This window comes from Pseudoflavonifractor sp., assembly GCF_050943825.1.
GTDB lineage: Bacteria > Bacillota > Clostridia > Oscillospirales > Oscillospiraceae > Pseudoflavonifractor.
The window spans coordinates 1-12,727 of the sequence record NZ_JBMNPX010000007.1; the positions used below are offsets into that span (position 1 = coordinate 1).

11 protein-coding genes are annotated in these 12,727 nt (G+C 61.6%); 2 read left to right on the forward strand and 9 right to left on the reverse strand.

Annotation, left to right across the window (positions count from 1 at the left end):
* Positions 1-148: 148 nt before the first annotated feature.
* Positions 149-1,330 carry an S-layer homology domain-containing protein gene (locus ACOX7T_RS07990; RefSeq protein ID WP_433441587.1) on the forward strand — a complete coding sequence of 394 codons (1,182 nt, stop codon included), beginning with the start codon at positions 149-151 and terminating at the stop codon, positions 1,328-1,330.
* Between the two features lie 272 nt (positions 1,331-1,602).
* On the opposite strand, the gene ACOX7T_RS07995 is transcribed toward ACOX7T_RS07990, so the two are convergent.
* From ACOX7T_RS07995 to ACOX7T_RS08035, 9 genes are all read right to left on the reverse strand, one after another.
* Positions 1,603-2,145, reverse strand: a complete 543-nt coding sequence (locus ACOX7T_RS07995) for an NADH peroxidase (RefSeq protein WP_294536280.1) — start codon at positions 2,143-2,145, stop codon at positions 1,603-1,605.
* 35 nt (positions 2,146-2,180) lie between these two features.
* Positions 2,181-2,585 (reverse strand): Fur family transcriptional regulator, encoded by a 405-nt coding sequence (locus ACOX7T_RS08000; protein ID WP_433441589.1) that lies wholly within the window; start codon positions 2,583-2,585, stop codon positions 2,181-2,183.
* 155 nt (positions 2,586-2,740) lie between these two features.
* Positions 2,741-3,352, reverse strand: a complete 612-nt coding sequence (locus ACOX7T_RS08005; protein ID WP_433441591.1) for a toprim domain-containing protein — start codon at positions 3,350-3,352, stop codon at positions 2,741-2,743.
* Positions 3,353-3,367: 15 nt separating this feature from the next.
* Positions 3,368-4,411 carry a DNA polymerase III subunit delta gene (gene holA / locus ACOX7T_RS08010; protein WP_433441593.1) on the reverse strand — a complete coding sequence of 348 codons (1,044 nt, stop codon included), beginning with the start codon at positions 4,409-4,411 and terminating at the stop codon, positions 3,368-3,370.
* A gap of 25 nt (positions 4,412-4,436) precedes the next feature.
* Positions 4,437-6,743, reverse strand: coding sequence for a DNA internalization-related competence protein ComEC/Rec2 (locus tag ACOX7T_RS08015; protein ID WP_433441595.1), 2,307 nt, complete (start codon positions 6,741-6,743; stop codon positions 4,437-4,439).
* On the reverse strand, positions 6,736-6,951 hold the full coding sequence (locus ACOX7T_RS08020; RefSeq protein ID WP_148316972.1) for a helix-turn-helix domain-containing protein: 216 nt from the start codon (positions 6,949-6,951) through the stop codon (positions 6,736-6,738). The genes ACOX7T_RS08015 and ACOX7T_RS08020 overlap by 8 nt, the downstream gene beginning before the upstream one ends.
* 173 nt (positions 6,952-7,124) lie before the next feature.
* Positions 7,125-7,238, reverse strand: coding sequence for an HIT domain-containing protein (locus ACOX7T_RS08025; protein WP_433441597.1), 114 nt, complete (start codon positions 7,236-7,238; stop codon positions 7,125-7,127).
* Positions 7,239-7,322: 84 nt separating this feature from the next.
* Positions 7,323-7,661: a histidine triad nucleotide-binding protein gene (locus ACOX7T_RS08030; protein WP_277215345.1), complete on the reverse strand. Its 339-nt coding sequence runs from the start codon at positions 7,659-7,661 to the stop codon at positions 7,323-7,325.
* Positions 7,662-7,718: 57 nt separating this feature from the next.
* Positions 7,719-8,309, reverse strand: a complete 591-nt coding sequence (locus ACOX7T_RS08035; protein WP_433441599.1) for a TetR-like C-terminal domain-containing protein — start codon at positions 8,307-8,309, stop codon at positions 7,719-7,721.
* Between the two features lie 206 nt (positions 8,310-8,515).
* On the opposite strand from ACOX7T_RS08035, the gene ACOX7T_RS08040 reads away from it, so the two are divergent.
* Positions 8,516-12,592, forward strand: a complete 4,077-nt coding sequence (locus tag ACOX7T_RS08040) for a glycoside hydrolase family 3 C-terminal domain-containing protein (protein ID WP_433441601.1) — start codon at positions 8,516-8,518, stop codon at positions 12,590-12,592.
* Positions 12,593-12,727 lie beyond the last annotated feature (135 nt).

A 12,727-nucleotide genomic window follows, 5' to 3' on the forward strand; every position in this document is an offset into this window, starting at 1 on the left:
GCTGCTCAGGTCGCTCTCCAGCGTTGCCCTATCCTGCGTATTGGTAAAGCATTTACATTATACCATGGAATGAGGACTCGGTTTCAAAGCTTGCTCATGTTGTCCACGCTGAGGGGAGCACTTCACCTCCCGCTCCGCCTACTTTCTCATGGACAGGAAGGGCAATAAGGTCCTTGAGCTGCCCGGCTATGAGATCGAGTGGTCCTCCCTGTACGGCAATAACGTGACCACCTCGGACGTGAAATGCTGGGAGCCCGTCACCTGCTTCTCCAACGGGTACGCGGTAGTGAAGTTCAGCGGCTTCCGGTACAACGGCCCCAATGATATCGGCTATTCCTCTACGGTCACCAAAGAGGACCTGAACCTGAGCGACTATATGCTCATTGACCTCCAGGGCAACCTGACCCCCTTTGATAAGGACTTCTTTTACAGTACCGGTGTCACCTACTGGAGCCAGTGGGACAACTATATGAAGCGTGGCTTTCTCCTCTCCAAGGTCTCCAGCCGTTACGGTACCCTGGACCGGAATGGCAAGGTATCCATCCCCTATCTTTACGGTGAAATGCAGTACGACCCCTTCCTCAACGGCGTGGCCAAGGTCCAGAAACAGGCCGGGGAACCGGGCAGCGTCATCGACCTGAAAGGGAACGTCATCATCCCCGAGGGTGACTGGCAGTGGATCGGCTCCTTTGTGGACGGCTACGCCCTCGCCACCCAGACCGGCAAGTCTGATGAGGGATACTACACCATTGACACCTATCTGCTCACCGTAGGCGATCCCTCCGCACCCACCGAACCTGTGACGCCCCCGGCGGACACCCCCTCCAGCTGGGCAGTGGAGCAGGTCAACGCCGCCATCGCTGCAGGCATTGTGCCCGACAGTCTCCAGAGCAAATACACCCAGCCCGCCACCCGGGCGGAGTTCTGCGCCCTGGCTGTGGAGCTGTACGAGACCATCAAGGGCTCTGAGATTGCCGAGCGCACCACCTTTACCGACACCAGCGATGTCAACGTACAGAAAATGGGCGCGCTGGGCGTTGTGACCGGTGTGGGCGGCGGCAGGTTCGACCCCAACGGCACCCTGACCCGGGAGCAGGCCGCCACCATGCTCGCCCGCCTGGCCGAGGCTGTGGGCAAGCCGCTGGCAGCTCAGGCACTCACCTTCGCGGACAACTCCTCCATCGCCTCCTGGGCCTTTGATGCGGTGGGCCAGATGCAGGCCAGCGGTGTTATGGGCGGCGTGGGCAACAACACCTTCGCCCCCCAGGTCAGCTACTCCAGAGAGCAGAGCATCCTCACCATGCTGCGGCTGTATGAAAGCGTAAAATAAACGGCAAAAAAGTCCCCGGACCTTGCGGTCCGGGGACTTTTTACTCTGTCAGCTTAGCCGAAGTAACGCTTCAGCAGGCCCTCGAAAGCCTTGCCGTGGCGGCCATTCCCCATGGGACTTGCCCATGGGGACCCCGCTGATTTTACCTGCTCGGGCGAAGTGAATCCGCCCGGCATCGAGGTTTTGGCTCCACCAAAACGCTCGGTGACGAGACCCGCCACGGCAAAAAAGTCCCCGGACCTTACGGTCCGGGGACTTTTTACTCTGTCAGCTTAGCCGAAGTAGCGCTTCAGCAGGCCCTCGAAAGCCTTGCCGTGGCGAGCCTCGTCGCGGGCCATCTCGTGCACGGTGTCGTGGATGGCGTCCAGACCCAGCTCCTTGGCCTTCTTGGCCAGCTCGAACTTGCCGGCGGTGGCGCCGTTCTCGGCGTCAACACGCATCTCCAGGTTCTTCTTGGTGGAGTCGGTCACGACCTCGCCCAGCAGCTCGGCGAACTTGGCAGCGTGCTCGGCCTCCTCATAGGCGGCCTTCTCCCAGTACAGGCCGATCTCGGGATAGCCCTCACGGTGAGCCACACGGGCCATGGCCAGGTACATACCGACCTCGGAGCACTCGCCCTCGAAGTTCATGCGCAGACCCTTGATGATCTCCTCGTCCACGCCCTTGGCCACGCCCACCACGTGCTCAGCGGCCCAGGTCTTCTCGCCGGACTGCTCCTTGAACTTCTCAGCGGGAGCCTTGCAGATGGGGCAGAACTCGGGAGCGGAATCGCCCTCATGGACATAACCACAGACGGTGCAGACAAACTTCTTCATGTTAATTTCCTCCTGATTTTGATTTTTTGTTTTATTTAACTGATTTGGCTTTTCTTCCCGCAAAGTGTGCAGGTGCCGTGGAAAACAAGGTCGTGATGGTGTACCTGGAGCCCGTATTTCTCGCTGACCTGCCGATCCAGCCCGGCGTCCACCGGAATCTGATGCAGATCAATCACAGCGCCGCAGTGGTCACAGATAAAGTGATTGTGCGGGTGGACGTTTGCATCATAGCGCTCCTGTCCGTTGACCACTGCTACACACTGTATCGTCCCCTGCTCCCGGAAAAAGTTCAGGTTCCGGTAGACAGTACCCAGAGACAGATCCGGATGGGCGGGCTTGAGCCGCTGATAAATCCAGTCAGCCGACGGGTGGATATCGGTGGAGCAGATAGCTTCCAGAATGGCCTCACGCTTTTTGCTGTACCGGATGGTGCGTTCCATACTCGCCTCCTTAACAGTAGTAGTTCTTGTTTGCAGGATTATAATAGCATACCCTCTCCTGTTTGTAAAGGGGTTTTTTCGCTTTTTCTAAAAAATTTTTTGGCAGGGTATAAAGTGAGCCCGGCGGGACAATCCGCCGGGCTCACAGAACAATTTTACTGCTTTCCCGCCATCTCAAGGTCAGAGACGGCCTTTTGAAACTCCTCATAGGTACAGAACACATTCAACGCCTCCAGCATGGCGTTGGCCGTCATGTGCTCGGGCAGGTCCAGGCGCCGGAGCAAAGCCTGGCGGCGGCTCGCGGAATCCGGTCCGCCGGACAGCCCGGCGGAGAACAGGTCCGCCTTGGTGATAGGGCGCCTGGGCGCCTGCTCCCCCGGTTCCTGGTCCAGGAAGGTGACTCCCGCACGGCGGAGGGCCTCCTCCAGCACCTGGGGGCGCATGCCCTCCACTCCCAGCTTGCCCTCCTTCCCCGGCTGGCGCTTGCGGCGCTCCTTGCCGAAGAGGTCGGGGATGTAGGCGTGCTTCACCTGCTGGGGCGGGATGGCCCCCTTGAGAAAGTTGCGGATGACAAAGCCCGCGCCGTCCGAGTCGGTGAGCACCACCAGCCCCCGCTCCCTGGCCACACGGCGGAGCAGGGAGAGCCGCTCATTGTCCTTGAAGATGCCGAAGCCCTTTGTCTCAATAATCATGGTATCCACCAGCTGGGAGAGGGTGTTTTTGTCATAACGCCCCTCCACCACGATGGCCTCTTTGATTTTCAGCACAGCTTGTTCCTCCGTTCAGCGCTTTCGGGACGATGCCCCCGCCAGCTCCAGCAGGAACTGGGTGAGCAGCTCCTCACCGTCGGCGCCGGTGGACTTCATGGCCAGGTCCATCTCCCCGCAGCGGATCACCGCCCGGCGGCACCACGGCAATGAGAATCGTCTGGCCGACTGCATCAGCTTCTCCGCCGGGTAGGCCGAGCGCATACCCCACAGCTCCATCAGATAGGAGGTACCCTTCCGGTTCTCAATGGCCAGCCGTGCGGAGTAGAGCTGTCGGAGCTGCTTGCCCAGGACAGCCAGAATCTTGATGGGGGCCTCCTGCATGTGGTACAGGTCCCCCAGAACAGCGGCGGCCTTGTCGAAATTCCCGGCGGCAATGGCGTCTGTCATCTGGAACACCACCGCGTCCAGCTGGGGGGTGGCCACGGCGTCGATATCCTCCCGGGTGATGCGGTGGTTCTTGGCGTAGGAGCCGATCTTGCCAATCTCCGAGATGAGGCCGTTCATCAGGTCGCCGCAGAGGAAGATGAGGTACTTGGCCTCCTCGGAGCCGATGTCGTGGTCGGTGGCTTTGAAGCGGCGGCGGACCCAGTCCACCAAATCCCCCTGCTCCTGCCGGGCGAAGTTGACCACGCTGCCGTGCTCCTTCAGGGCTGCCGCCAGCTTGGTACGGGCGTCCGCCTTGTACTCGATGAGGTCGTAGACAAAGACCAGACACACATAGTCGGGCAGATCGGCAAAGAGGGCGGTGAGCCCCTCCTTGTCTCCTTTATAAAGGTCATAGTCGCTGACCACAATCAGGGTCCGCTCGCTCATCATGGGCAGGCAGTCCACCATCTGGGCCAGACGCTTGATGTCAAACTCCTTGCCCGACAGGGTGTGGAGATTGAACTCCTCCATGCCCGCAGGCAGGAGCTTCTTTTTCATCTGCCCCAGGTAGAAGTCCCGGAGATAGGTCTCCTCGCCGTGGAATACATACAGGCGGCCGATATTGCCGTCGGAGATGTCCTTTTTCAGCTTCTGATAGGCGGCGCTGTCCGCCTTTTCCTTTTTTGCCATGGGTTGTTCCCCCTTGTGGGTGGATTCAGTCCGTTGCCCGGACGGTAATGGTGCCCTGGAGGTCGGTGCGCCAGACAGTACAGCCCGCCTGCTCCAGCCGGTCCAGGGTATCGGGCGCGGGGTGCCCGTAGGTATTGTAACCCACCGAGATGACAGCGTACTCCGGTGTGACCGCCGCCAGCAGTTCCTCCGAAGTGGAGGATTTGGAGCCGTGGTGGCCTGCCACCAGCAGCTCGATATCGGGCAGGTTTCCGTATTTGATGAGCCGCCGCTCCACAGCGGCGTTCATGTCTCCGGTGATGAGGGCGTCAAAGTCCCCCAGGGTAGCCAGCACGGAGAGCCCCTCCTCGTTGCCGCCGCCGGTGCCCAGGGGCGCATAGAGGGTGAGCGACGCGCCGCCCAGCTCCACCGCAGTGTCCTCCTCAATGAAGATGACTGCCGTCCCCTTCTCCTCCGCCAGAGCCAGAATCTCCGCCCGAAGGGCGCTGTCCGGCTCCACATCGGGTACCGCCAGAGTGGTGACGGTCAGCCGCTCCAACAGCTCGGGCACACCGCAGGCGTGGTCACTGTGGTAGTGGGTCAGCACCAGCAGATCCAGGGTACTCTTGCCCATGGCCTGCACATAGTCGGCGGCAATGTCCCCGGGATCATCTCCGCTGCTACCGCCGCAGTCCACCAGAGCCGTGCTGCCCTGAGCCGTCAGCAGGATGCTCTGCCCCTGGCCCACGTCCAGCACCGTGACGGTCAGCCCGCTGCCCCGCAGGGACAGGGCGTTGAACAGGAGCGCCGCAGCCAGGGCGATGGTACAGCAGCACACCGGCACAATGGGTCTGGGCTTTTCCTTGCGGAACAAAATGCAGGCCCCGATGACAGCGTAGACAAAGAGGAGCCAGAACAGGAGGTACCGGCCCGTCTCCAGGCTGACCGAGGCAAAGGGCAGGCCGCTCAGGCCGTACACGATGCGGTGGAACAGCCAGCTCACCGGCTCCGCCAGGGCTGCAAGGGCCTTTCCCACAACGGGCAGCACACCGCCCAAAGCAGCGGCGGGCAGGCACAGGAGAAAGAGCACGGTGACCGCCCACAGGGTGAGCAGGTTGGCCAGAGGCGAGACCAGGGAGACAGTGCCGAAGTAATAAACGGTGAGGGGCGTGGTGAAGGCGATGGCCCCGATGCTCATGGTGACGCAGCCCACCAGGAAGCGGACGGCGCTGTTATAGAGCCGCCGGGGCTTGGTTTTCCCCTTTTTCAGGGGGAAACGGTGGAAAAACTTCTCGTTGAGACGCCCTGTAATGGTGAGAATACCCGCCACCGACAGGAAGGAGAGCTGAAGTCCCACATCCATGGCGGCGTTGGGGTTTTGGAGCAGGAGCAGCAGGAGGGCAAAGGACAGGGAAGTCACCGTGTCTCCCTCCCGGCTCAGGGCGGGGCCCAGCAGGAGGAGAATCTGCATCACGCCGGCCCGCACCACCGAGGGCGCGAAGCCGGTGAGTGCCATAAAGGCCAGCACCAGCGGGATGGACACGATGGCCATCATTTTTCTCCGCCGTCTGCGCACCAGCATGGCGGCCAGCATCACCACCATGCTCATATGCATGCCGGACACGGCCACCACATGGGCCAGGCCGCAGCGCTTGAGGGCGGTATAGAACCCGCCGGTGAGGCCGGACTTGTCCCCGGTGGTCAGGGCCAGGGCAAGACCGGCGGTCTCGTCGGAAAACAGTGCGTCGATGTGCTCCCTCATGGCCCTGCGCCACAGGGTGGGCCAGTATTTCAGGGGCACGTTCTCCACTGGTGCGACCTCCGGGATTCCCTGCGCGCTGGCGGTGAGGAAAATGCCCTTGGCGTAGTAGTAGCCGCTCTTCTCCCCGGCGATGGTGTCCGCCAATTTCAGCCGCGCGGTGCAGGTCAGGGTGTCGCCGGGCTTTATGTCCGGGATCTCCTCGTCGCCGGGGTAGAAATAAAGGATGGCCCCCAGCTCCGGCCCATCCGGACTCAACAGCCGCACCTCTACTGAGACGCTGTATGTCCCCGTTTCCGGCCAGTCCGCCGCCTGAAACACGAAGGTACCCTCCGTGCCCGCCAGCTGTTCCGCCGGGTACACCGTGCGCATGTCATAGCCCCAGCTCCACAGCAGGCCCAGGGCCAGCCCCGCGGCGTACAGCACCAGTCGGAGCCGCTTGTCCTCCCGCTGTCTGCGCCAGCAAAACAGGCATACCACCCAAATCAGGGCGCACAGAGCCGCCCCGGCCAGCCGGACAGGCCGGGGAAGCAGATACGCCGACAGAAATACGCCCACCCCAAAGGGCAGCGCAAAGGAGGCCAGCTTACGCACGGGGAGAAGGATCGTCTGTGCGTCCCAGGATATAGTCGGTGGTGGTCTGATAGAGGTCTGCAAGCTTAATCACAGCCCAGGCAGGAATCTCCCGAATTCCTTTTTCATACCTCCAGTAGACATTTCGGTTCAAATTGAGATAAGCCGCTATCTCAATCTGGCTCTTATCGTGGTCAACCCTCAGATCCTCGATTCTCTGAAAGTGCATGGGATCACCTCAGAAAAATGCTACCAAACGGCAACATTCTTCCTCGCTAATTTCACCCATACGGCTTCAATTTATTCCAAGGAAAAAAGGCGGTCAAAGACCGCCTTTTTTAGCCTTTCCCTCTGAGAACGGCGGCTGGGCGCCGGGGTGGCAGTCACGTCAAAACGCTGGGATTAACCGGGAGGCCAGGTCATATCCCGTCCCGCCAGGACGTGGAAGTGCAGATGGTGCACGCTCTGGCCAGCCTGCTTTTCCCCAGGCGGAAACCGCCTGGGGGCCCCGTCCATTTTATCTGCTCGGGCGGAGTGAATCCGCCCGGCATCAAGGTTTTGGCCCTACGGGCCAAAACGCTTGGCGCGGCTCGCAGGCCCTTAGCCCGGAGGCCAGGTCATATCCCGTCCCGCCAGGACGTGGAAGTGCAGATGGTGCACGCTCTGACCGGCCTGCTCGCCGCAGTTGGACACCACGCGGAAATCCGTGATGCCTAGGTCCTTGGTCACCTTGGAGATGACCTCAAAGGCGTGGGCCACCACACCGGAATTCTCCGCGTTGATCTCGCCGCAGGAGCCGATGTGGGCCTTGGGAATCACGAGAAAATGAGTGGGCGCCTGGGGGTCAATGTCGTAGAAGGCATAGACCTGGTCGTCCTCATAGACCTTGTTGGACGGAATCTCACCCGCCGCAATCTTACAGAACAGACAGTCGCTCATGGAACAACCTCCTTCCGGGAAATGTTTTCTTCAGTATAGCATATCCCGGCGGACTTGTCATGCCTTTTTCCCGACCTGCCGTGCCAGCACGGGCGCCGCCCGCATCATGGTCTCGGTCATCCCCTCCAGCAGCGCGGCCAGCTCCCCGGGCTCCATGTCGCATCCGTTGCGCACCCAGCGGTGGATCACTCCGCTACCCCCCATGAACATGTACTGGAGCACATACTTCCACTCCATTTCCGGCACGTCCATCTCCCTACCCGCAGGCCAGGAGTACCGGATGGTCTCCTCAAACACACGCCGCTGGAGCGGGGAATTCATGTCCATGAACTGCCCGTTGTAGATGAGCAGGGCAAACATCTCCCGGTGCTCCTTGATATAGGCCAGCATGGGCTCGGTCTCCACCCCGCCCGTCCGCACATAGTCCACCAGGGCGTCCACCAGCTCGTTGCCCATCTCATAATAGAGGGAAAATACGTCCTGATAATAGGCATAAAAGGTGGACCGGTTCAGCTCCGCCGCCTCACACAGCTCCTTTACCGTAATCTTCTCCACCGGCTTCTCCGCCAGCAGCCCCAGCAGGCTCTCCCGCAGCAGACGCTTGGTCAGCCGGGTCCGCTGGTTCTCCTTCCGCTCCTCTTTCTCCATGCCGTTCCTCCTGTTTCCCGTCTTTTTTATCGCTTATGCCGTAATTCCAACACTTTTTCATTTTGTGTCTTGAACACGACGTTTTTAAAAAATCTAATGATTGAAATACAACACTGTGTTGAATACAATACAGCATGGGCACGAAAAAAGCAACCGTCTTTTTCATTTTTGATTTTGTGCCCGGGCAAAATGAAAGGAGAAGGAGCATGGATATGAAAGAAAAGAACACGGCGTCCCCCCGTCCGGCGGGAAAGCTGCCCGTTATCCTGGTCAGCGTGCTGGTGGTCATCGCGCTGATTGTCAACGTGGTGTGCATCCAGCTGTACCCCGCCATCAACGCCTTTATGGCGGCCAACCTGAACAGCCGCCTCACCGGCGGCAATGTCACCGCCGAGCAACTCACCCCCGAGGAGGCCAAGGAGGCCAGCCTGCTGATGGCCCAGGAGCTTGAGGCCGAAGGTCTCGTGCTGCTGGAGAACAAGGACGGCGCGCTCCCCCTGGAGCAGGGCGCCAAGGTCAACCTGTTCGGTTACGCCACCATCTCTCCCCTCTACGGCGGCACCGGCAGCGGCTCCAGCGACACGTCCTCCAACGTGGACCTGATCCAGGGCCTGACCAACGCCGGCTTCACCGTCAACGAGGAGCTGGCCGACTTCTACCGCAATTCCGGCGTCAGCCGTCCCGAGCAGGGCGGTTACACCGGCTCCAACTTCACCCCCGCTGAGGTGCCCGCCTCCCAGTACACCGACGAGGTGCTCCAGCAGGCCCGGGACTTCTCCGACGTGGCCGTGGTCATGCTCTCCCGTATCGGCGGCGAGGGCGGCGACCTGCCCGCCGACATGTACGCCGCCGGGTACAGCGACACCGACGACGGCCGCAGCTATCTCTCCCTCACCCAGGACGAGGAGGACCTGCTGGAGCTGGTCAAGTCCCAGGGCTATGAGACCGTGGTGGTGCTCATCAACTCCTCCCACGCCATGGAGCTGGGCTTCCTGGAGGATGACGGCATCGACGCCGCCCTGTGGATCGGCGGCCCCGGCAGCACCGGCATGAACGCCGTGGGCGAGGCCCTGTCCGGCGTGGTGAACCCCTCCGGCCGTCTCACCGACACCTACGCCTACGACATCTCCTCCTCCCCCGCCTACTGGAATGCAGGCGACTTTACATACAGCAACCTGGAGCGCAACTACGTGGAGTATGCCGAGGGCATCTACGTGGGCTACCGCTTCTACGAGACCCGCTGGATCGACAACGAGACCGGTCTGTGCGACGAGGAGGCCTACCAGGCCGCCGTCCAGTACCCCTTCGGCTACGGCCTGAGCTACACCACCTTTACCCAGGAGATTGAGGACTACTCCGATGCCGACGGCACCATCTCTATGACCGTGAAGGTGACCAACACCGGCAGCGTCCCCGGGAAGGACGTAGTTCAGGTCTACTACACCGCCCCCTACACCGTGGGCGGCATTGAAAAGGCCCATGTGGTGCTGGCCGACTTCGACAAGACCGAGCTGCTCCAGCCCGGCGACAGCCAGTCCGTCACCATCACCTTTGCCGCCGAGGACATGGCCTCCTACGACTACCAGACCAACGGCTGCTATGTGCTGGAGGCAGGCACCTATCAGATTAAGCTGATGAGCAACGCTCACGAGGTCATTGACCAGTGGGAGTACACCGTCTCCTCTACCACCGTCTATGACGAGAGCAACCCCCGTTCCACCGACGTGACCGCCGCTGTCAACCGCTTTGACGACGTGACCAACGGCCAGATCACCCAGTACGTCTCCCGTGCCGACTGGGAGGGCACCCTGCCCACCGCCCGCACCGACGGCAAGACTGCCTCCGACGAGGTGGTGGCCGCCTTCACAAACGCGCCGGTGTATGAGAACAACCCGGACGACCAGCCCATCACCTTTGCCAACCACGGGCTCACTCTGGAGGACCTGTCCGGCAAGGACTACGACGACCCCATGTGGGAGCAGCTTCTGGAGCAGCTGAGCGTGGAGGACATGACCAATATGATCTCCAACGGCGGCTGGTCCACCCCCGAGGTCACCAGCGTGGGCAAGCCCGCCACCAACGACCTGGACGGCCCTGCCGGCATCAACAGCCTGGTGAGCAACCTGCGGGGCGTGTCCTTCCCCAGCCAGGTGGTCATCGGCTCCACCTGGAACCAGACTCTGGTGGAGGAATTCGGCCGCACCTTCGGCGCGGAGGCCGTGGCCAACCACGTGGTGGGTCTCTACGCACCCGGCGCCAACATCCACCGCACCCCCCTCTCCGGCCGTAACTTCGAGTACTACTCCGAGGACAGCCTCCTCTCCGGCAAGCTGGCCGCCGCCACCATCCGGGGCGCCGCCAGCCAGGGCGTGTACTGCTACGTCAAGCACTTCGCCCTCAACGACCAGGAGAGCAACCGTCTCTCCCTCTCCGTGTGGGCCAACGAGCAGTCCATGCGCGAGATCTACCTCCGCGCCTTTGAGATCGCCGTCAAGGAGGGCGGCACCACCGCCATCATGAGCAGCTACAACTACCTGGGCACTGTCTGGGCCGGCGCCAACCCCGCCATGCTCAATGGCGTGCTCCGGGATGAGTGGGGCTTCCGCGGCGTGGTGGTCACCGACTCCGCCATGGGCAACACCGGCTGGATGGACGTGAATCTGGCCATCCGGGCCGGCGGCGACATGATGCTCTGCCTCATGGGCGTCACCCTGGACAGCTCCAGCAACACCGCCCAGCAGGCCATGCGCACCGCCTGCCACAACATCCTCTACACCCAGGCCAACAGCGCCGCCGTGGCCGCCGCGGCCGACACCTCCCCCTACTGGCTGGTGCTTCTGGTGGTGCTGGACACTGCCGTCCTCTCCGCCGCCCTCTTTGTGTTCCTCAACCGCAGCAAGTGGAAGGACAGCGTGAAGGTTCCCGCCAGAATCGGCATTGTGGTGGTCATCGCCCTGGTGCTGGCTCTCATCTTCTGGGCCGCCTTCTTCCGCACCGGCGGCGTGGCTGCGGCTGACGGCGACCAGCAATCCCCCGCTCCCACTGCCTCCGAGACCGTCCAGCCCACTGAGTCCGCTCAGCCCGGCGGCGACGCCTACCTGACCCTCACCGGCACCGGCGACGGCTGGCTGGTCTGCAACGTGGTGCTTCTGAACGACAACACCTTCACCGTCTCCTTCGACTACAACGCCGAGAACTCCGGCATTCAGACCGATTCCGGCACCTGGACCCTCAATGATGACGGCTCCATCACTCTTACCGGTGATACCCGCAGCTTTACCGCTACCACCGCCGACGGTACCAACTACACCATGGATGTGGAGAATGTGGAGACCGGCATCGTCTGCACTGTCTCCGGCACTGTGGGAGGCGGCTCTTCCGCCCCCAGCGACGGTTCCTACCTGACCCTCACCGGTACCGGTGACGGCTGGCTGGTCTGCAACGTGGTGCTTCTGAGCGACAACACCTTTACTGTCTCCTTCGACTACAATGCCGAGAACTCCGGCATCCAGACCGACTCCGGCACCTGGGCCCTCAACGATGACGGCTCCATCACCCTTACCGGCGACACCCGCATCTTTACCGCTACTACCACTGACGGTACCAACTACACCATGGATGTGGAGAACGTGGAGACCGGCATCGTCTGCACCGTCTCCGGCGCTGTCAGCGGCGGCAGCTCCGCTCCCAGCGACGGCTCCTACCTCACCCTCACCGGCACCGGTGACGGCTGGCTGGTCTGCAATGTGGTCCTGATGCCCGACAATACCTTCACCGTGGCTTTCGACTACAACGCTGAGAATTCCGGCATCCAGACCGACTCCGGCACCTGGGTCCTTAACGACGACGGCTCCATTGCTCTCACCGGCGACACCCGCAGCTTTACCGCCACCACCACTGACGGTACCAACTACACCATGGATGTAGAGAACGTGGAGACCAGCATCGTCTGCACCGTCTCCGGCGCTGTCAGCGGCGGCAGCTCCGCTCCCAGCGACGGCTCCTACCTCACCCTCACCGGCACCGGTGACGGCTGGCTGGTCTGCAACGTGGTCCTGATGCCCGACAACACCTTCACCGTGGCTTTCGACTACAACGCCGAAAACTCCGGTATTCAGACCGACTCCGGCACCTGGACCCTCAATGATGACGGCTCCATCGCCCTCACCGGCGACACCCGCAGCTTTACCGCTACCACCTCCGATGGTACCAACTACACCATGGATGTGGAGAATCTCCAGACCGGCATTGTCTGCACCGTCTCCGGCACCGCAAATACCTGATTGCCTCCGGCCGCCTGCCTTTCCGGCAGGCGGCCGGGCAGTATCTGGGGCCCGAATTTCCCTTCGTGCCCCGTCCCAAATTGCAATTTACGCACGTAAACATACCGATTACGTCAAACACGTCCCATTCGCTTT